We start from the raw sequence: 20,371 nt of genomic DNA, 5'->3' as shown, positions 1-20,371 counted from the left end.
TCCGGCACAACATTTTCACGACTGCATGAAACCCAGCAATCAACGCGCGCGCCATTCTCCCAGCCGCCCACGCAAGCGTGCAGCACACTGGCTGTGCAACTGGCTGACCCGCGACTCACTGACCCCAAGCACCTCGCCGATTTCCTTGAGGTTCAGCTCTTCGTCGTAATACAACGCCAGCACCAGCCGCTCACGCTCAGGCAAGTTGGCAATCGCATCTGCCAACGCTGCCTGAAAGCGCTCGTCTTCCAGATCGCGCGAAGGCTCGACCTGGGCGCTGGCGCCGTCCTCGTGCAGCCCTTCATGCTCGCCGTCCTGCAACAGGTCGTCGAAGCTGAACAGGCGACTGCCCAAGGTGTCATTCAAAATCCCGTAATAATCATCGAGACTCAATTGAAGTTCGGCAGCAACTTCATGATCTTTAGCGTCACGACCTGTTTTTGCTTCAACAGCGCGAATTGCATCACTGACCATGCGGGTATTACGATGAACCGAACGCGGCGCCCAATCCCCCTTGCGCACCTCATCCAGCATCGCACCGCGGATGCGAATACCGGCATAGGTCTCAAAACTGGCACCTTTGCTTGAGTCATACTTGTTCGCCACCTCAAGCAAACCGATCATGCCGGCCTGAATCAGGTCTTCAACCTGAACACTGGCGGGCAAACGCGCCAACAGGTGGTAAGCGATGCGCTTGACCAGCGGCGCGTAGCGTTCGACCAACTCATACTGCGCGTCACGCGAAGCCTTGCTGTACATCCGGAAACCGCTGGCACTCATAGAGCAGGCCCCACACTGGTCGGCTGCACCAGACGCTCGACGAAAAACTCCAGATGGCCGCGTGGGTTGGCTGGCAGCGGCCAGCTATCGACCTTCTGTGCGATGGCCTTGAACGCCAACGCGCACTTGGAACGCGGAAAGGCTTCATAGACCGCTCGCTGCTTCTGCACGGCTTTACGCACGCACTCGTCATACGGCACTGCACCGACGTATTGTAGGGCGACATCGAGGAAGCGATCCGTGACCTTGGTCAACTTAGCGAACAGATTGCGCCCTTCCTGAGGGCTTTGCGCCATGTTCGCCAGCACGCGGAAGCGGTTCATGCCGTAATCACGGTTAAGCAGCTTGATCAACGCATAGGCGTCGGTAATCGAGGTGGGCTCGTCACAGACCACCAGCAACACTTCCTGGGCCGCTCGAACGAAGCTGACCACCGAGTCACCAATACCCGCAGCGGTGTCGATCACCAGCACATCGAGGTTGTCGCCGATATCGCTGAACGCCTGAATCAGGCCGGCATGCTGAGCGGGCGCCAGGTGAACCATGCTTTGCGTACCCGAAGCGGCTGGCACGATGCGCACACCACCCGGCCCCTGCAGCAGCACGTCGCGCAGCTCGCAGTGCCCTTCGATAACGTCGGCCAGGGTTCGCTTGGGCGTGAGGCCCAGCAACACGTCGACGTTAGCCAGGCCCAGGTCGGCGTCCAACAGCATGACGCGACGGCCGAGCTCGGCCAACGCCAGTGACAAGTTCACTGACACGTTAGTCTTGCCAACGCCACCTTTGCCGCCGGTCACGGCGATCACCTGTACGGGATGCATGCTACCCATGTTTGTTCTTTACCTTGTCTTGCTTAGACCGAGGCCACATGACTGGCTGCACTTTCAAACACCTGAAAAATGCCTGGCAGACCATTGATGTAGATACTTTGCAACGTCTTCACCGACACCTCAGCCAACACGCTTAGGGCCGTGATAGAGATCAGCGAACATATCGGCCATGGCCTCCTCGCTGGGCTCGTCCTGCATTTGCACACTAACCGCGCGGCTGACCAACTGGTGGCGGCGCGGCAAGTGCAAGTCATCCGGAATGCGCGGCCCATCGGTCAGATAGGCCACCGGCAATTCATGACTGATCGCCAGGCTCAACACCTCACCGAGGCTGGCGGTTTCATCAAGTTTAGTCAGGATGCAACCGGCCAGCCCGCAGCGTTTGTAGCTGTGGTAGGCCGCCGTCAGCACCTGTTTCTGGCTGGTCGTCGCCAACACCAGGTAGTTCTTTGCCTGGATACCGCGACCGGCCAGCGTCTCCAACTGCATGCGCAGGGCCGGATCACTGGCCTGCAAACCTGCGGTATCGATCAGTACCACGCGCTTGCGCAGCAAGGGCTCCAACGCCTGCCCCAAGGACTGCCCCGGATCGACATGGGTGACCGAAACATTGAGGATACGCCCGAGCGTCTTCAGTTGTTCCTGGGCACCGATGCGGAAACTGTCCATGCTCACCAGAGCCAGGTTCTGCGCGCCGTACTTGAGCACGTAGCGGGCTGCCAACTTCGCCAGCGTAGTGGTCTTGCCCATACCCGCCGGGCCGACCATGGCGATCACCCCACCCTCTTCGATCGGATCGACTTCCGGCACGCTGATCATCCGCGCCAGGTGGGCCAGCAACATCCGCCAGGCATGGCGTGGCTCTTCAATTTCGGCGGTCAGGTCAAGCAGCTCGCGCGACAGCGGTCCCGACAAGCCAATACGCTGCAGGCGGCGCCAGAGGCTCGCTTGCTGCGGTTTGCTGCCTTGCAGTTGAGTCCACGCCAGCGACCCCAGCTGCACTTCCAGCAATTCACGCAAACCAGACAGCTCGTTACGCATCGAGTCAAACAGGCGCTGATCTACCGCAGGCGCTGGCGCGACCCGAGGGCGCTCCGGCTCATCGACATGCGGCTCGATCAGCGGCTCCGATGCAGTCAGTGGCAGGCCGGCGAACAACTGGCGATTCGCCGTCTCGTCACCCTCGACGCGGCTGCTCAATTCGGCTTGGGCAGTGACGATGCGCGACTGAGTCTTGCGCAGTTCGTCCTCAAGCTCGACATTGGGAACACGTGGCGACAAGGCAGACAACTTGTAGTCCAGCGCAGCCGTCAGCTCGACACCGCCAGCAATCCGTCGGTTGCCGATGATGGCGGCCTCAGCCCCCAGTTCATCACGAACCAACTTCATGGCCTGACGCATATCGGCTGCGAAAAAACGCTTAACTTGCATAACCCACTACCTCAGCCGTTGGGGCCTACTGTGGCAACGATGGTGACTTGCTTGTTGTCAGGTATTTCCTGATACGCCAAAACATGCAAATTCGGTACTGCCAGGCGACCAAAACGCGACAACATTGCCCGTATCGGCCCTGCGACCAACAAGATCGCTGGTTGCCCTTGCATTTCTTGACGCTGGGCAGCCTCGATTAACGAACGCTGAAGCTTTTCAGCCATGCTTGGCTCAAGAAGAACGCCCTCTTCTTGACCTTGCCCGGCCCTTTGTAAACTATTGAGCAAAATCTGTTCCAACCTTGGCTCAAGCGTGATGACTGGCAGCTCAGACTCAGTGCCGACAATGCTTTGCACGATGGCGCGACACAATCCGACGCGCACCGCAGCCACCAAAGCGGCGGTATCTTGACTCTTCCCGGCGTTGTTCGCGATGGCTTCGGCAATACTGCGGATATCGCGTACGGGCACCTGCTCGGACAACAGCGCCTGCAACACCTTGAGCAACCCCGACAGCGACATGATGCCCGGTACCAACTCCTCGGCCAGTTTCGGCGAGCCCTTGGCCAATACCTGCAGCAACTGCTGAACCTCTTCGTGACCGATCAGCTCATGGCAATGCTTGTGCAGGATCTGGTTCAAGTGCGTAGCAACCACGGTGCTGGCATCGACCACGGTGTAACCCAGCGACTGGGCCTGGCTGCGCTGACCCACGTCGATCCACACGGCCTCCAGGCCGAAGGCCGGGTCCTTGGCGGCAATGCCATTGAGCGTACCAAAGACCTGCCCCGGGTTAATCGCCAGCTCCCGGTCAGGATAGATTTCCGCCTCAGCCAGGATGACCCCCATGAGCGTCAGGCGGTAGACACTTGGCGCAAGGTCGAGGTTGTCGCGGATGTGCACCGTCGGCATCAGGAAACCGAGGTCCTGGGAGAGCTTTTTGCGCACGCCCTTGATCCGCGCCAACAGTTGCCCACCCTGATTGCGGTCGACCAATGGAATCAGGCGATAGCCCACCTCCAGGCCGATCATGTCAATCGGCGTGACGTCATCCCAACCCAGCTCTTTGGTTTCCATGGCTCGCTGTGGAGACGGCAGCAGGTCTTGCTGCATCTGGGCCATTTCCTGCGCCTTGAGCTTGGCCTGATTCTGCTTGCGCCACACCATGTAGGCGGCACCACCGGCCAGCGCCGCCAAGCCGATAAAGGCAATGTGCGGCATGCCCGGCACCAGGCCCATGACCAGCATGATCCCGGCCGAAACCGCCAAGGCCTTCGGCGACTCGAACATCTGCCGGTTGATCTGCTTGCCCATGTCCTCGGAACCCGAGGCACGCGTCACCATGATCGCCGCGGCGGTGGACAACAGCAGCGATGGCAACTGCGCCACCAAACCGTCACCAATGGTCAACAAGGCGTACACCTTGCCCGCATCGGCGAAGGTCATGTTGTGCTGGAACATACCGACGGCCATACCGCCGATCAGGTTGATGAACAGAATCAGCAGGCCGGCGATGGCGTCACCGCGCACAAACTTGCTGGCACCGTCCATGGAACCATAGAACTCAGCCTCCTGAGCCACCTCGGAGCGGCGCGCCTTGGCCTGGGCCTGATCGATCAGGCCGGCGTTGAGGTCGGCATCGATTGCCATTTGCTTGCCCGGCATCGCATCGAGGGTAAACCGCGCGCTCACTTCGGAGATACGCCCTGCACCCTTGGTAACCACGACGAAGTTGATGATCATCAGGATGGCGAAGACCACGATACCGACCACGTAGTTACCGCCGATCACCACCTCACCAAAGGCCTGAATCACCTTACCGGCCGCAGCGTGACCATCATGACCATGGAGCATGACCACCCGCGTCGACGCTACGTTCAACGCCAGTCGCAGCAGCGTCGCCACCAGCAGAATGGTCGGGAAAACAGCAAAATCCAGTGGGCGCAGCGCGTAGACACACACCAGCAGGACCACAATCGACAGGGCAATGTTGAACGTGAAGAACACGTCGAGCAGGAACGGCGGGATCGGCAACATCATCATTGCCAGCAACACCAGCAGCAACAGCGGCACACCCAGGTTTCCTCGGCCAAGGCCGACCAGGTTGCTACGGGCGCTGTTGATTAACTGAGTGCGATCCACCGGTATTCCTCTCAAGCAAACTTTTGACGCCACGAAGGCGCGTGGCGCTGCCTCTGCAAGAAGCCTTCCAACTTTGCGTCTGTCGCGCAACAAGCGGCTTTCAGAGGGGCCAGAACGTATGCGCTGCAGTCATCGCAGGCAAGCCTGCTCGCCACAGGATGCCATCGCACCCGAGGAGGATCAGGAGTCCCGACGCAAATCCGGCGGAATCGGTACGTCCTTGAGGGGTTCCGGCGCCTTGCCTTTGCCCGCACGGTACTGGCGGACCTGGAAGACATAGGCCAACACCTGAGCCACCGCCAGGTACAGGCCCGCCGGGATTTCTTCCTCAAGCTCGGTGGAGTAGTAGATCGAGCGCGCCAACGCCGCCGACTCAAGGATCTGGATCTTGTGCTCACCCGCGATTTCACGAATCTTCAGCGCAATGAAGTCAGTGCCCTTGGCCAGCAGCAATGGCGCACCGCCCTTCTCAGGGTCGTACTTGAGTGCCACGGCATAGTGCGTCGGGTTGGTGATGACCACATCGGCTTCGGGAATCGCCGCCATCATCCGGCGCTGCGACATCTCGCGCTGGGTCTGTCGAATGCGCTGCTTGACCTCGGGGCGACCTTCACTGTCCTTGTACTCGTCACGCACTTCCTGCTTGGTCATCAACAGCTTCTTGTGTGCCTGCCAAAGCTGCAAAGGCGCGTCCACGGCGGCGATCAGCAGCAAACCCGCCGCCATCCACAAGGCACTCCAGCCCACCACCTGAACGCTATGGATGACTGCCTGATCAAGCGGCTCGTGCGCGATGGCAATCAGGTCGTCGCGATCTGAAGACAGCACCACCAAGGCCACCAGCAAGATCACAAAGAACTTGGCCAGCGCCTTGAGCAACTCGGTCAGCGCATGCATGGAGAACATCCGCTTGATCCCGGACATCGGGTTCATTCGGCTGAACTTCGGCGCCAGGCTACTGCCGGCAAACAAAAAGCCGCCCAGGGAAATAGGCCCGATGATCGCTGCCAGCAGCAGCACCAGCAACACCGGCTGAGTGGCGAGTATGGCCATCTTGCCCGAGGCCAACAGAAAGATCCCCATGGAGCGCTCGTCGATGAGCACCTCGCGGGACAAGGTGAAATTGATCCGCATCAGCTCCATCAGCGTTTCCGCCAACGCACCGCCGAAGACCAGCAACCCGCCCGCGCCCGCCAAGGTCACGGCAACCGTATTGAGCTCTTTGGAGCGCGCAATCTCGCCCTTTTCACGAGCGTCCTTCTTGCGCTTGTCGGTGGGGTCTTCTGTCTTGTCCTGACCGCTCTCGCTCTCAGCCATGCTCAGCGCGCCCTCGCCAGTTCACGCAGCCATTGCAGCGCCTCGGAGGCCAATGACTGGTAATGGGACAGAATGTCGGCCAGACCGACCCAGAAAATCCCGAGCCCCAATACCAGGGTCAAGGGAAAACCGATGGAAAAAATGTTCAACTGCGGCGCGGCGCGGGTCATCACGCCAAAGGCAATGTTGACCACCAGCAGTGCGGTAATCGCCGGCAGTACCAGCAGCAGTGCTGCGCCCAATACCCAGCCCAGGCGCCCGGCCATGTCCCAGAAATGATTGACCAGCAGACCGCTGCCAATCGGCAAGGTGGTGAAACTCTCGGTGAGCACCTCGAAAACCACCAGATGGCCATTCATCGATAGAAACAACAGGGTCACCAGCATCGTCAGGAACTGACTGACCACCGCGACATTGACGCCGTTGGCCGGATCGACCATCGAGGCAAACGCCATCCCCATCTGAATCGCAACAATCTGCCCGGCAATCACGAAGGCCTGGAAGAACAGCTGCAGCGCCATACCGAACAGGGCACCGATGATCACCTGTTCGGCAATCAGCAGCAGCCCACTGAGGCTCAAGGGATTGACCTCAGGCAGAGGCGGCAAGCCAGGCACGATGACCACCGTAATAGCCACCGCGAAATACAGCCGGATGCGGGCTGGCAACAAGGTGGTACCGAATATCGGCATGGTCATCAGTACGGCAGCGACACGAAACAGCGGCAGGATGAACGACGCCACCCACGTGCTGATCTGCGCATCGGTCAACTCGAGCATGCCGTACTCAACCGATCAGCTGCGGAATACTGCCGTACAGCGACAGGATGTACTCCATGAACGTGCGAACCAACCACGGCCCCACCACGATCAGGGTCACCAGCATCACCAACAGCCGCGGCAAGAAGCTCAGGGTCTGTTCGTTGATCTGGGTGGCCGCCTGAAACATCGCGACCACCAGACCGACCAGCAGGCTCGGCACTACCAGCACCGCCACCATCATCGTGGTCAGCCACAGCGCATCGCGAAACAGGTCGACAGCGACTTCCGGGGTCATGCGCGATTCTCCTAGACGCCGCCGAAACTGCCGGCCAGGGTACCAATGATAAGCGCCCAGCCGTCCACCAGCACGAAGAGCATGATCTTGAACGGCAACGAGATGATCAACGGCGAGAGCATCATCATACCCATGGCCATCAGTACGCTGGCGACCACCAGGTCGATGATCAGAAACGGAATAAAGATCATGAAGCCGATTTGAAACGCCGTCTTCAGTTCCGATGTCACAAAGGCGGGCACCAGGATCGTCAACGGCGCCTGGTCGGGCGTTGCGATGTCGGTACGCTTGGACAGCCGCATGAACAGATCAAGGTCGCTCTGCCGGGTTTGCGCCAGCATGAAATCCTTCAGCGGCACTTGGGCCTTGGCAATCGCATCTTGCGCGGTAAGCGTCTCGTTCAGGTAAGGCTGTAGCGCATCGCGATTCACCCGGTCGAACACCGGGGCCATGATGAACATGGTCAGGAACAGCGCCATGCCGGTGAGGATCTGGTTCGACGGAGTCTGCTGCAAGCCCAGGGCCTGGCGCAAAATCGAGAAGACGATGATGATCCGGGTAAAACTGGTCATCAGGATGACGAACGCCGGGATGAAACTCAGCGCCGTCATGATCAACAGGATCTGCAGGCTGACGGAGTATTCCTGCTGACCATTCGCCCCATTGGACAAGGTAATGGCCGGGATCGACAGCGGATCGGCAGCCAAGGCCAACGGCGCCGCCAGCATCAGCAGCAGCGTCAACATCATGCGCAATGCGCCCATTACGTCTTGTCCTTCTGATCCTTGCCCAGCAACTCCATCAGGCGCTGAGCGAATTCCGGTGTAGCCTGTCGCGCACCCGACGGCACTTCGACCGGCTCACGCAACACATGCAACGCTTCGATCGTGCCAGGCGAGTGCCCCAGCAAAATCTGCTCATTGCCTACCTTGACCAGCAGCAGGCGGTCGCGCGGCCCCAAGGCCCGCGTACCGATGATCTCAATGACCTGATCGCCTCGCGGCGCAGCCTGCTGCACCCTGCGCAGCAGCCAGGCCAGAAAGAAGATCAACCCCACCACCAACAGCAAGCCCAGCACCAACTGCGCCAACTGCCCACCGACACTTCCCGGCGCAGCCGGCGCGGACGCCGTCGCCGCCGGCTGCGCCGCGAAGGCCACGTCGACGCAGAACAGGCCGGCCGCGGCCAGGCCCTTGAGCAGAGTGTTTTTCACTTAGCGCAGCTTCTTGATACGTTCGCTCGGGCTGATCACGTCAGTCAGACGAATACCGAACTTCTCGTTGACCACAACCACTTCACCGTGCGCAATCAGCGTACCGTTAACCAGCACATCCAGCGGCTCTCCGGCCAGGCGATCAAGCTCGATCACCGAACCCTGGTTGAGTTGCAGCAGGTTACGGATGTTGATTTCAGTACTGCCGACTTCCATGGAGATGCTCACCGGAATATCCAGGATCACATCCAGGTTCGGGCCTTCAAGGCTGACCTGTTCATTGCTGCGTGGCGAGGAAGGAAATTCCTCCATCGGCAGGCGGCCCGAAGCAGGCGTAGTGCTACCGCCGGACATCAGGGCATCGATGTCGGCCTGACCGCCCTCGCCAGTTTCACTCAAGGCAGCGGCCCACTCATCGGCCAGCGCCTGATCTTCCATGGAGGTGATATCGTTTTCGTCAGCCATTTTGTCCTCGACGGGCAATCAATTCGGGGGGTAAACCAGCAGCGCCGCTTAGCGACGCTCGATCGGATCGGTTATCTGCAGGGCCAGGGTGCCCTTGTGCGAGCCCAGCTTGGCCTTGAACGACGGCACGCCGTTAGCCCGCAGAATCAGCTCTTCGGGTAATTCGATAGGGATCACGTCACCGGGCTGCATGTGCAGGATGTCGCGCAAGCGCAACTGACGCCGGGCTACCGTCGCGCTCAACGGCACGCTGACGTCCAGTACGTCTTCGCGCAGGGCCTTGACCCAACGCTCATCCTGGTCATCCAGGTCAGACTGGAAGCCGGCATCCAGCATCTCGCGAACCGGCTCGATCATCGAGTACGGCATGGTCACATGCAGGTCGCCACCGCCGCCATCGAGTTCAATGTGGAAGGTCGAGACCACCACCGCCTCACTCGGACCGACAATGTTGGCCATGGCCGGGTTGACCTCCGAGTTGATGTACTCGAAGTTGACCGGCATGATCGCCTGCCAGGCTTCCTTGAGGTCGACGAAGGCCTGGTCCAGCACCATGCGCACCACGCGCAGCTCGGTCGGGGTGAACTCACGGCCTTCGATCTTGGCGTGACGGCCGTCACCACCAAAGAAATTGTCCACCAGCTTGAATACCAGCTTGGCATCAAGAATGAACAGTGACGTGCCGCGCAACGGCTTGATCTTCACCAGGTTCAAGCTGGTCGGCACGTACAACGAATGCACGTACTCACCGAACTTCATCACCTGAACCCCGCCTACCGCCACGTCGGCAGAGCGACGCAACAGGTTGAACATGCTGATACGGGTATAACGGGCGAAACGCTCGTTGATCATTTCCAGGGTCGGCATGCGTCCGCGGACGATCCGATCCTGGCTGGTCAGGTCATAACTTTTGACGCTACCGGGCTCAGCGGCGCTTTCGGTTTGCACCAGACCATCGTCGACACCGTGTAACAGGGCATCGATTTCATCCTGGGACAGCAGGTCCTGCACGGCCATCTTGGGCTCCTACTGCAATACGAAATTGGTGAACAGCAACTGGTCAACAACCAGTTTGCCAACTTCCTTCTGCGCCACTTCCTGAACACTGGCAGTGGCCTTCTGGCGCAACATTTCCTGACCGACCGGGGTTGCCAGGGTATCGAAGCCCTGGCCCGAGAACAGCATGACCAGGTTGTTGCGGATCACCGGCATGTGCACTTTCAGTGCATCCAGCGCAGCCTGGTCACGGCCCTGCATGGTGATGCTCACCTGCATGAAACGCTGACGACCGTTCTGGTTGAAGTTGACTACGAATGCAGGAGACAGGGGTTCGTAGATCGCTGCCGGCTTGACGTTGGTCGCCTGCGCAGGGCTTGCCTCAGGCTTGCTGTCGGCCTTGTGCAGGAAGAACCAGGTTGCCCCCACGGACAGACCAATCGCCAGGAGCAATGCCAGCACCAACAACAGGATCAGTTTGAGTTTGCCTTTCGAGGCGGGGTCTTTCACTGCGTCGTTCTTCGCCATGCCAATAATCCGTCACTCACACGAGATTTCACTCAGATGGCGAGGGTTCAGCAAGTGTTATGCCAGTTTCCCGGAACAGGCGATGGAATCCATGGCGCGCTGGCAAGATCGCCCCTGGAGGGCCGGCGCCTGCAGGGGCTTTACGCGAGGCGCCGCGGCTCACATCATGCGTAATAATCTACCGCGCTGGAACCGATCACTACCTGGCGCTCGACAGCCTTGACGCCAGCATCAGCCTCCGCCTGCTCTGCGCCATCCCCCGCCTCACCGCGCCGCCCGGCAACGCCGCTCAGGCGCGGGCCTTCTTGAGCACCCTGCTGCTGGCCGCGCGACTGATCGGAAACGTTGACATCCGGTTGCGCCAGGCCTTGCTGGGCAAACAACTCACGCAGACGATGAACTTGCCCTTCCAGCGCATCACGAACCACCACATGACCACTGACGAAGGTGATCTGGGCTGGCTGGTCCGCCGCCAGGTTGACGCGAATATCGAGGCGCCCCAGTTCAGCAGGCTGAAGCTGAATATCGGCCGACTTCAGGTTCTGGCTGGACAGGTACATGACGCGGTTGACCAACCCTTCAGTCCAGCCGCTCTGGTTCATCGCCAGCGGCTGATTAAGGGGCGCGGCCGGAACCGGCACGGCATTGGCGGTCTTGGCGGTTACCGCCTGGGTCAAGGCACTCAAGCGCTCGGCAAAGTTATCGACACGCGTGTCACTGGCAGCCCCCTTGAGATCTTTCAGGCCATCATCCATCAGCGCGCCAAAGGCTTTCTCGCCCGGCTCGCCCTGCTCCGCCTCAGCACCCGGCTTGTCGACGATGGCCGCCAGTGTATTGACGGCAGACTGCCCCGGCGTCGCTTCTGGCTGTGGCTGAGCAGACTTGCCCGTTGGCGCGGCATTCACCGATGTGGTTCCCTGGGCCTGAGCACTCTGCTCCAGCGCAAGGCGCAGCGTTGGCAAATCGGCAAGCGGATCGACATCCGGATCGAAAGGCGGCTCTTGTGGAGCGCTATCGCTGGCGGGCGCCTGCACCTGCGCCTGAAGCTGCGCAGCCTGCACCACAGGCGCCACCGCCTCGGCCTGAGCCTGAATCAATTGTGCCCCTGGCTGGGCATCGGTGACCTGGCCGGCAACCAGGCTCGGATCAAGCAACTGCGGGTCGGCCTGATCGGCTGAATCCTCTGTAGCTACAGCATCTTGCGCCGGCGCCGTGTCGGCAACCTGTGCGTCATCCTGGCCCTGAAGCTCTTTTTTACTCGCGTTATCGGCAGGCAAGCTTTTGCCGCTACCGGCAACTTTTTGCTGCCCGTCCACCTTGGAATTGCCACTGCTGGCGGTGTTGGCTGGCGCGAACGGCTTGTCGACGGAAGGCCCGCCCGCGACCTTGTCCTTGGATTGCGAAAGCACTTGGGAGAAGCCTGAAGCCTTGTCGCCAAGCGCCTGCTGCGACTTGTCCGATGACGCACCTGATGCGCGCGATGAATTGGCGACGGAGCCCGATTGCAGCAATGGGTTTGTGGCGACAGGCATGAAAGAGTCTCCGCGGCAGCGTGTCTGATACAGGAATGGAAAAGACGCTGCAAAAGTCACGCCAGGACGTAGCAACACTCAACGCCAGCCACACACATCACCCAATCTGAACCCGTTGTCGCTCCGCGCAATAGAGCTGACGAACCGCGGCATACTCACGATCAATGCGATTGATGAGGTCCTCGATGCCGTAGAGCGGGCGCTGCTTGACCCGTTCTTCAAGCTGCCGGCACAGCTCGGCCAGCGCCACTGCCCCCATATTGCTGGTACTGCCTTTGAAGCTATGGGCAGCCATCCCCAACTCCTCGGCGTTCTTGGCCTCATGGAGCTGGCTGAGGCGCGTCTCGGAGTCCGAGAGAAAAGTCTCGAGCAAGTACAAGTAGCCATCTTCCATGACTTCCTGCAAATCGCTCAGTACCTTGCGATCAATATGATTGTCAGACACTTGCTCACTCCTTGATCAAGCTTGATTATGCCTCAGACACCCAAGCGAACACTACGCACGCACGACGCCCGCCATCAAACCATTGCGCTTGCTGGCTCAAACCACGTATCAAGCTCAGGCCCCGGCCATAAAACCCATGCCCGCCCTGCGAACAGCCAAGGACGCGCTCGACATCGAAGCCCGCACCGCTGTCTTCGACCTCGATGGTCAGCCGCCCGCCCGAGGCGGCCGGCTCCACCTGCAGACGCAGCCGGATGCAGCCTTCCTGCAAGGCCTGTAGACGTCTGTTTCGCTCGCGGTAGTACTCGGTAAACCCACAGGCATCTCGCTTGAGCCTTGAATCAAGCGCCAGCACGCCGTGCTCCAGCGCATTGGAGTACAACTCGCTGAGCACACTGTGCAGTTCGCTACTCTGGGCGCGCAAACCGTGAATTTCCTGCAGCAGGTGCAACAGGAAAGGCAGCGGGTTGAAGCGCTTGAGGCTTTCGGCACGAAATTCGAGATTGAGCGACCAGTCCAACGGGCTCGACTGCCCGCTGTCGGTGTACGCCAGCGGCGGCAGCGACAGCGCGTGATGCTCGACCATGCACAGGTCCATCATGCTGACGTCATCACGTGGATGCCCACCAAAACGTGCCAACGCCATCTGGATATCGTCAAACAACTGCTCCGGCACCCGATTGGCAATGAGCACCTCACGCAAGCGCTCGACACCGAACAACTGCTCATTCTCATCACGGGTATCAACAACCCCATCACTGAGTAGAAACAGGCGATCACCCACCGTCATGGGCAGTACCTGCGTATGCTCATCGAACTGCTCAGGCGGCAGAACACCCAGCGGCAGAAAATGCGACACCAGCGGCAACGGCTCACCGCCACCGACCCGCAGCAGGTAGGCATCAGGCATCCCGCCGTTCCAGACCTCCACCGTACGCCGCTGAAAACTCATATTGAGCAGCACGGCACAGCAGAACATGTCCACCGGCAAGATGCGCTTGAGCTTGGCATTCATCTCACGCAAGGTTTCCGCCAGGCCGTAGCCCTTGGCCGTCATGCCGTAGAACACTTCCGCCAAGGGCATGGCGCCTACGGCGGCAGGCAAGCCATGGCCCGTGAAATCGCCCAGCAGCACATGCATATCCCCAGACGGCGTAAAGGCAGCCAGCATCAAGTCGCCATTGAACAGCGCATAAGGGGATTGCAGGAAACGGATGTTCGGCGAGCCAAGGCAGCCGGCATGCGCCACCTTATCGAATACGGCCTTCGCTACCCGCTGCTCATTGAGCAAGTGACGGTGATGATGGGCAAGCTGGTCTCGCTGCTCAAGCACCGTTGCCTGCAAACGACGCGTGCGCTCCATGGCTTTGATCTTGGCCGCCAGAATCACCTGGCTATACGGCTTGGCCAGAAAGTCATCCCCACCCGCCTCCAGGCAACGCACCAGCGCCTGTTCTTCACTTAGCGAGGTCAGGAAAATGATAGGTACCAAGGTTTCGCCGGCCAGAAGCTTGATCCTGCGCGCCGCCTCAAAACCATCCATGACCGGCATCAACGCGTCGAGCAGTACCAGGTGCGGTCGCTGCGCAGCAAACACAGCCACCGCCTGCTCGCCGTCTTCGGCCATCAATACCTGATGCCCTTGCTTGCGAACAATAGTGGCCAGCAGCAACCGATCAGTCGCACTGTCTTCGGCGATCAGCACCGTCAAGATATCCTGGCTTGGCATACTAACGCTCAACTGATGTCGAACAGCTTGTCAAAGTTGGAAATCGCCAGGATCTTGCGCACATCCGAACTGGTATTGACCATGCTGACCCGGGATTCGTCCCCACCCACATGGTCGCGCAGCAGCAACAACATCCCCAGCGCAGAACTGTCGAGATAGGTCGCCTCCTTGAGGTCGACCACGACAGTGCGCGGAGCGGAGTTTAGGTGCTCGTATGCCTCTCGAAATTCCCTATGCCTGCCGAAGTCAAACCGACCTTTAACGCGAATGGTCAATTTCCCGTCCTGGGAGAGCTCGGATTCCACAGCCATTTTGCGATTCCTTCGATGATGGCAATTGCAGACACAAGAAGGTGTAGCAGCCTCCCCCCACAACGGCAACCCGAACCGCGGTCAAAGATCAGTAACGATCATGTCGAGGCAGGCGCTGGGACAATTCGTCGAGCAATTTCTGCTCGCGTTTGTCCTCAACCATCCGCGCTTCGTCTATGTAGCGCTGCACCAGCTTGCGCAACCCTTCAACCCGCGCATAGGCCTGCTGCCAGGTAGCGCGGGCGTTGTTCAGGTTGCTTTTGTGCCAGGTGAGGCTCTGATGCTGCTGGGCCATGGCCGTGTCCAGCTGACTAAGAAAACGCTGGTAACCCATCAACCAGTTACCCGTGACCCCCTGCCCGCCGCGCTGCAGCCACTGCTGCTGATACTCTTCGCGAAAACGATCGAGTTCGGCCAGCTTGGCCTGTGCCATGTTCACCTGCTGCTGAAACTGACCGAGTCGCTGAGCCGCTTGCCGCTCATTGTTCTCGGCCATTTCCACCACGGGCGCAAGACGCGCCGCTCGACTGGGCTGGGCCATGATCTATCAGCCCGGCGCGACAGGCGCGAACACACTGGCCAACTGTTCGCCGCTCGCAGCGAGGCTGACGTTGTCGTTCAACCCCTGGCGCAGGAAGTGCACCAACTTCGGTTGCAGCGAAATCGCCAGGTCGGTCTCGCGGTCGCCCCCGGCAACGTAGGCGCCGACACTGATCAGGTCGCGGCTTTGCGAAAGGCGTGACCATAACTGCTTGAACTGCTGGGCCTGCCCCATGTGCTCAGGACTGACCACCTGCGGCATCACGCGACTGATGGAGGCCTCGATATCAATGGCCGGGTAATGCCCTTCTTCAGCCAGCCGCCGCGACAGCACGATGTGGCCGTCGAGTACACCCCGCGCCGAATCCGCAATCGGGTCTTGCTGATCGTCACCTTCGGACAACACGGTATAGAACGCAGTAATCGAGCCACCACCAGCCTCGCCATTACCGGCGCGCTCCACCAACTTAGGCAGTTTGGCAAACACCGAGGGCGGATAACCCTTGGTCGCCGGAGGCTCGCCAATGGCCAGGGCGATTTCCCGCTGCGCCTGGGCAAAACGTGTCAGCGAATCCATCAGCAACAGGACATTCTTGCCCTTGTCGCGGAAATACTCGGCGATACGCGTACAGTACATGGCAGCCCGCAAGCGCATCAGCGGTGCATCATCGGCAGGCGAGGCCACGACGACAGAGCGCTTCAGCCCCTCAGTACCCAGGATGTGCTCGATGAACTCCTTGACCTCACGCCCCCGCTCACCAATCAGCCCCACAACGATGATGTCGGCTTCGGTAAAGCGGGTCATCATGCCCAGCAGCACACTCTTGCCCACGCCGGTACCGGCGAACAGCCCGAGGCGCTGGCCACGGCCCACCGTGAGCAGGCCATTGATACTGCGGATGCCGACATCCAGAGGCTGGCTGATCGGGTCGCGGTTGAGCGGGTTGATCGTCGGGCCGTCCATCGGCACCCAATCCTCAGCCCGCATGCCGCCCTTGCCGTCCAACGCACGACCGGCCCCATCAAGCACCCGCCCGAGCATGCTCATACCCATCGGCAGACGACTGCTTTCAGCCAGCGGCACCACCCGCGCGCCTGGCGCAATACCCGCCACGCTGCCGACCGGCATCAGAAACACCTTGCCGCCGGAAAAACCCATGACCTCGGCCTCAACCTGCACCGGGTGATAGCTGTCGTCATTGATGACCACACACCGGCTGCCGACGGCAGCACGCAGGCCCTCGGCCTCCAGCGTAAGGCCAACCATGCGCAACAAGCGCCCTTCGACGACCGGCTGTGACGGCAAGGCAATTGCCTCGGCATAGGTGCCAAGGCGCTTGCCGAAGCTGGTACGGTCAAGGCGCATCGGGGATGTCCAACTCGATGGTCAGGTCTGGCGCTGCCGGGTGCAGGCTCTGATCGTGCAACTGATCGAACAGTTGCGCCAAGGCCTTCTCGATACGGGTTTCCATGGTCGCGTCAATGCGGCTCTGGGCGGTCTCGATGCGGCAACCACCCGGCAGCAGCGCTTCATCTTCAAGCAGGCGCCAATTTTCTTCGTGGCGCTCGCGCAGCGCCTTGGCCAATTCGAAATCCTGCGGATTGACGTGAATACGAATGTTCTCCGCCCCCATCGGCAGCAGCTTCAGGGCTTCGCGCAATACATGGGTAATTTGACTGGAGTCGGTGCGCAGTTCGCGACCAACGACCTGCCGAGTGATGTGCGCAACCAGGTGCACCAGGGACTTTTCGATCTGGACGTCCTGCTCGGCAATCGGCTCAAGCAAGTTGCTCATCAGTTGTTCAAGGCTGGCCAGCTTCGCGGCCAGGGCCACTTCGGCTTCTTGCCGAACCTTGAGCTGGGTACTGTGAAAACCTTCACGCTCACCGGTAGCGAACCCCTCGTTGTAAGCCTCCTGACGGATACTCTCCAACTCCTCCAGGGTCAGCGGCTGGACCTCCTCCAGCGGCACTTCCTCGATCTCGTCTTCGACGATCTCGGGTTCCGGCTCGGGCTCGGGTTCTGGCTCCGGGTCGAACGAAGGTAAAGCCCAGCGATCGAATGCTTCCAGGTCGCCAGCGCGAATCAGTTCAGTTAAATGCTCGTTGGTCGACATGATTCCACGCGCTCAAAATAAAGCACCGTATCGGCACTGGCGTGCCAGCGATGCAGACACCGCGCACCTACCGGCATCGCATTGATCCCACCGCTGGCGCCGGCCCGAAAAAGGCCGACACCGGCGTGCGGGTCGTTAGATCATTTCCTCGGCGCCTTTGCCGCCAAGCACGATCTCTCCGGCTTCGGCCATGCGTCGGGCAATGGTGAGGATTTCCTTCTGTGCCGCTTCGACATCGCTGACGCGAACCGGCCCCTTGGCCTCAAGGTCGTCACGCAGCAGCTCCGAGGCACGTTTGGACATGTTCTTGAAGACCTTGTCCTTGACCCGCTCATCAGCACCTTTGAGCGAAACAACCAGCACGTCGGAGGACACTTCGCGCAACAGCGCCTGGATGCCACGGTCGTCGACGTCGGCAAGGTTGTTGAAGACGAACATGAGGTCTTCGATCTGCTCGGACAGGTCGCCATCCACATCGCGGATCGCGTCCATGAGCTGGCCTTCGACGGAGCTGTCGAGGAAGTTCATGATGTCCGCAGCACGCTTGATACCACCCAGCGTTGTCCGGGCAGCATTGGAGTTGCCCGAGAACTGCTTCTCGAGGATCTGGTTCAGTTCCTTGAGTGCCGCCGGCTGAACCGTATTCAGTGATGATACGCGCAAGATGATGTCCAGGCGCACCTTGTGGTCGAAGTTGCTCAGCACCTCGCCAGCCTGATCCGGGTCAAGGTAGGCCACGACAATGGCTTGAATCTGAGGGTGCTCGTAACGGATCACATCGGCTACCGCACGCGGCTCCATCCACTTCAGGCTGTCCAGGCCACTGGTGTTGCCGCCCAGCAGAATGCGGTCGATCAGGCCGTTGGCCTTGTCTTCGCCCAACGCCTGGGTGAGCATCTTGCGGATGTAGCCGTCGGAGCCGACGCCGAGGCTGGTCTGGTCGCCGACGATCTCGACGAACTCGCTCATCACCTGCTCGACTTGCTCGCGGTGCACGTTGCCCATTTGCGCCATGGCCACACCGACCCGCTGGACCTCTTTGGGGCCCATGTGCCGCAACACTTGCGCTGCGTCAGTCTCACCCAATGACAACAGCAGAATAGCGGCCTTGTCGACACGGGTCAGTTTGGCGGTAACCGCTCTGTTATCACTCATCGGCGTTGATCCACTCTTTCACGACCTGGGCCACGCGACCCGGGTCTTCGGCCACCAGGCTCTTGATTGCATTGAGCTGAGCATCATAGCCCTCGCTCGGGCTCGGCAAGAGAATGCTTTGCGGACCGCCAAGGGTTACCCGGTCATTGGCCAGTTCGCCATCCAGACCGATCATACCGCCCAGTTCCATGTCGCTATCGCCAGCGGCTTGCTTGCCATTACCGGTGATGTTGTTGAGCACAGGGCGCAACACACCAAATACCAGCACCAGGATAAAGAGCACGCCGAGCACCTGCTTGACGATGTCCCAGAACCAGGGCTGTGAGTAAAACGGAATATCGACGACTTCTTCACCACGGTCGGCAGCGAACGGCACGTTGATCACGCTGACGCTGTCACCACGGCTGGCATCAAAGCCCACCGCGTCCTGGACCAGTCGGGTAAAGCGCGCCAAATCTTCGGCGCCCCAAGGCGTACGCGTGGCTTCGCCGGTGGCAGGATCGAGCTTGACCTGATCATCGACCACCACGGCTACCGACAGGCGCGTCAGACGCCCCTGCTGCTGACGGGTATGGCTGATGGAGCGGTCCAGCTCAAAGTTCTTGGTGGACTGCTGACGCTTGTCTGCCGGGTAAGGCGCGAGCATCGGCTGACCGGTTGCAGGGTCCATGACCTGCTGGCCGTTGGCATCAAGCAGCGGCTGCCCTGGTTGAATCATGCCAGCGGCGGCCTGTGCCTGGCCGGTCTGCTGTGGAGCAGAAGCCGGGCCGGGCGGCTGGTTGCTCAGCGCCCCAGGTACGCCTTGCGGCCCCATGCTGCTGGAGCGCTGTTCGTTGACCGACTGCTCGCTGCGCAGGGCGGGCTGGTCTGGATTGAACTGCTCGGAGGTCGACTCGACAGCACTGAAGTCGACGTCGGTGGACACTTCAGCCTTGTAGCGGTCATTGCCCAGCACCGGGTTCAGGATGTTGTGTACGCGCTGGGTCAGCATGCTTTCCATGCGGCGGCTGTAATCGAACTGCTTGCCGGCCATGGTCAGTTCAGAGTTCTGCACCTGATCGGAGAGCAAGTTGCCCTTCTGGTCAACCACGGTGACCTGAGACTTTTCCAGCTCCGGTACGCTGGTTGCTACCAAGTTGATAATGGCCATCACCTGGCCAGGCTCCAGGCCACGCCCAGGGTACAAATCAACCAGAATCGAGGCACTGGGCTTGCGCTCATCGCGCACGAACACCGAGCTTTTCGGGATGGCCAGATGGACCCGCGCACCCTTGACGTTGCTCAGGCTGGAAATGGTCCGTGCCAGCTCACCTTCCAAGCCGCGACGGTAGCGGGTCGCTTCCATGAACTGGCTGGTCCCCAGCCCTTGTTCCTTGTCGAGAATTTCGAAACCGACATTGCCATCGCTCGGGGCTACGCCCGCAGCAGCCAGTTTCATCCGGGCACGGGAAATGTCTTCGGCCTTGACCAGCAATGCGCCCGAATTGGGCTCGACGTTGTACGGAATGTCAGCAGCGGCCAGTGTTTCCATGACCTGCTTGGTGTCCATGCCGGTGAGGCTGCCATACAGCGGACGGTAGTCGGGCTGCTGCGACCAGAGCACCACGGCAAAGCCAATCGCAACGCTCGCGGCAAGGCCGACCAGCAAGCCGACCTGACGCAATACCGGCATCTGCGAAATATTTTCCAGAAACGACAAGCCGAACAGGGGCGGCTTGGGTGCTGGTGGCCTGCTGTTGGCTGGCACGTTATCGACGACTGCTTCGGCCATGACTCAATCTCGCC

Annotated in this window: 21 protein-coding genes; all 21 read right to left on the bottom strand. The window is 60.3% G+C overall.

The genetic code is table 11. The annotated features are described in order from the left end of the window. Window positions 1–39: 39 nt before the first annotated feature. The 21 genes from fliA to fliF all read right to left on the bottom strand — a co-directional run bounded on the left by fliA (window position 40) and on the right by fliF (window position 20,357). On the bottom strand, window positions 40–780 hold the full coding sequence (fliA, locus tag ACZ9H3_RS22390) for an RNA polymerase sigma factor FliA (RefSeq protein WP_065760006.1): 741 nt from the start codon (window positions 778–780) through the stop codon (window positions 40–42). After that, window positions 777–1,610 (bottom strand): flagellar synthesis regulator FleN, encoded by an 834-nt coding sequence (fleN, locus tag ACZ9H3_RS22385; protein ID WP_065760005.1) that lies wholly within the window; start codon window positions 1,608–1,610, stop codon window positions 777–779. Before fleN ends, fliA begins: the two co-directional genes overlap by 4 nt. Window positions 1,611–1,730: 120 nt before the next feature. After that, window positions 1,731–3,041, bottom strand: a complete 1,311-nt coding sequence (gene flhF, locus ACZ9H3_RS22380) for a flagellar biosynthesis protein FlhF (protein WP_065760004.1) — start codon at window positions 3,039–3,041, stop codon at window positions 1,731–1,733. An 11-nt stretch (window positions 3,042–3,052) separates the two neighbouring features. Next, window positions 3,053–5,182, bottom strand: a complete 2,130-nt coding sequence (flhA, locus tag ACZ9H3_RS22375) for a flagellar biosynthesis protein FlhA (protein ID WP_330523233.1) — start codon at window positions 5,180–5,182, stop codon at window positions 3,053–3,055. Between the two features lie 180 nt (window positions 5,183–5,362). Then, a complete protein-coding gene (flhB, locus tag ACZ9H3_RS22370; protein WP_476222594.1) occupies window positions 5,363–6,499 on the bottom strand; it encodes a flagellar biosynthesis protein FlhB in 1,137 nt (378 codons plus the stop codon). 2 nt (window positions 6,500–6,501) lie between these two features. Next, window positions 6,502–7,278: a flagellar biosynthetic protein FliR gene (gene fliR / locus ACZ9H3_RS22365; protein WP_065760001.1), complete on the bottom strand. Its 777-nt coding sequence runs from the start codon at window positions 7,276–7,278 to the stop codon at window positions 6,502–6,504. A gap of 7 nt (window positions 7,279–7,285) precedes the next feature. Continuing rightward, window positions 7,286–7,555 carry a flagellar biosynthesis protein FliQ gene (gene fliQ / locus ACZ9H3_RS22360; protein WP_065760000.1) on the bottom strand — a complete coding sequence of 90 codons (270 nt, stop codon included), beginning with the start codon at window positions 7,553–7,555 and terminating at the stop codon, window positions 7,286–7,288. Window positions 7,556–7,566: 11 nt separating this feature from the next. Next, complete coding sequence (gene fliP / locus ACZ9H3_RS22355; RefSeq protein ID WP_476222591.1) at window positions 7,567–8,319, bottom strand: flagellar type III secretion system pore protein FliP; 753 nt, start codon at window positions 8,317–8,319, stop codon at window positions 7,567–7,569. Next, window positions 8,319–8,768 (bottom strand): flagellar biosynthetic protein FliO, encoded by a 450-nt coding sequence (gene fliO / locus ACZ9H3_RS22350; RefSeq protein WP_476222589.1) that lies wholly within the window; start codon window positions 8,766–8,768, stop codon window positions 8,319–8,321. Before fliO ends, fliP begins: the two co-directional genes overlap by 1 nt. Further along, window positions 8,769–9,233, bottom strand: a complete 465-nt coding sequence (gene fliN, locus ACZ9H3_RS22345; protein WP_065759997.1) for a flagellar motor switch protein FliN — start codon at window positions 9,231–9,233, stop codon at window positions 8,769–8,771. A 48-nt stretch (window positions 9,234–9,281) separates the two neighbouring features. Beyond that, complete coding sequence (gene fliM, locus ACZ9H3_RS22340; protein WP_065759996.1) at window positions 9,282–10,250, bottom strand: flagellar motor switch protein FliM; 969 nt, start codon at window positions 10,248–10,250, stop codon at window positions 9,282–9,284. A gap of 9 nt (window positions 10,251–10,259) precedes the next feature. Further along, a complete protein-coding gene (gene fliL / locus ACZ9H3_RS22335) occupies window positions 10,260–10,757 on the bottom strand; it encodes a flagellar basal body-associated protein FliL (protein ID WP_065759995.1) in 498 nt (165 codons plus the stop codon). A gap of 164 nt (window positions 10,758–10,921) precedes the next feature. Next, a complete protein-coding gene (locus ACZ9H3_RS22330) occupies window positions 10,922–12,289 on the bottom strand; it encodes a flagellar hook-length control protein FliK (RefSeq protein ID WP_476222585.1) in 1,368 nt (455 codons plus the stop codon). Between the two features lie 97 nt (window positions 12,290–12,386). Then, entirely contained in the window at window positions 12,387–12,734 is a 348-nt protein-coding gene (locus ACZ9H3_RS22325; protein WP_099773926.1) for an Hpt domain-containing protein, read from the bottom strand. Window positions 12,735–12,759: 25 nt separating this feature from the next. Then, a complete protein-coding gene (locus ACZ9H3_RS22320) occupies window positions 12,760–14,463 on the bottom strand; it encodes an ATP-binding SpoIIE family protein phosphatase (RefSeq protein WP_330523230.1) in 1,704 nt (567 codons plus the stop codon). Between the two features lie 8 nt (window positions 14,464–14,471). Next, window positions 14,472–14,774, bottom strand: a complete 303-nt coding sequence (locus ACZ9H3_RS22315) for an STAS domain-containing protein (RefSeq protein WP_099773924.1) — start codon at window positions 14,772–14,774, stop codon at window positions 14,472–14,474. An 88-nt stretch (window positions 14,775–14,862) separates the two neighbouring features. Continuing rightward, the gene (fliJ, locus tag ACZ9H3_RS22310) at window positions 14,863–15,315 is read right to left on the bottom strand and encodes a flagellar export protein FliJ (RefSeq protein WP_099773923.1); all 453 of its coding nucleotides are present in this window, start codon (window positions 15,313–15,315) and stop codon (window positions 14,863–14,865) included. 6 nt (window positions 15,316–15,321) lie between these two features. Beyond that, window positions 15,322–16,680: a flagellar protein export ATPase FliI gene (gene fliI, locus ACZ9H3_RS22305; RefSeq protein WP_099773922.1), complete on the bottom strand. Its 1,359-nt coding sequence runs from the start codon at window positions 16,678–16,680 to the stop codon at window positions 15,322–15,324. After that, window positions 16,670–17,431: a flagellar assembly protein FliH gene (gene fliH, locus ACZ9H3_RS22300; RefSeq protein ID WP_476222581.1), complete on the bottom strand. Its 762-nt coding sequence runs from the start codon at window positions 17,429–17,431 to the stop codon at window positions 16,670–16,672. The genes fliI and fliH overlap by 11 nt, the downstream gene beginning before the upstream one ends. Window positions 17,432–17,566: 135 nt before the next feature. Beyond that, complete coding sequence (gene fliG / locus ACZ9H3_RS22295) at window positions 17,567–18,586, bottom strand: flagellar motor switch protein FliG (protein ID WP_065759987.1); 1,020 nt, start codon at window positions 18,584–18,586, stop codon at window positions 17,567–17,569. Beyond that, entirely contained in the window at window positions 18,579–20,357 is a 1,779-nt protein-coding gene (gene fliF / locus ACZ9H3_RS22290) for a flagellar basal-body MS-ring/collar protein FliF (protein WP_330523228.1), read from the bottom strand. The genes fliG and fliF overlap by 8 nt, the downstream gene beginning before the upstream one ends. Window positions 20,358–20,371 lie beyond the last annotated feature (14 nt).

The organism is Pseudomonas sp. TE3910 (assembly GCF_056279025.1).
Note: the sequence above shows the minus strand (reverse complement) of the source record. Positions and strands in the feature narration are given on the sequence as shown.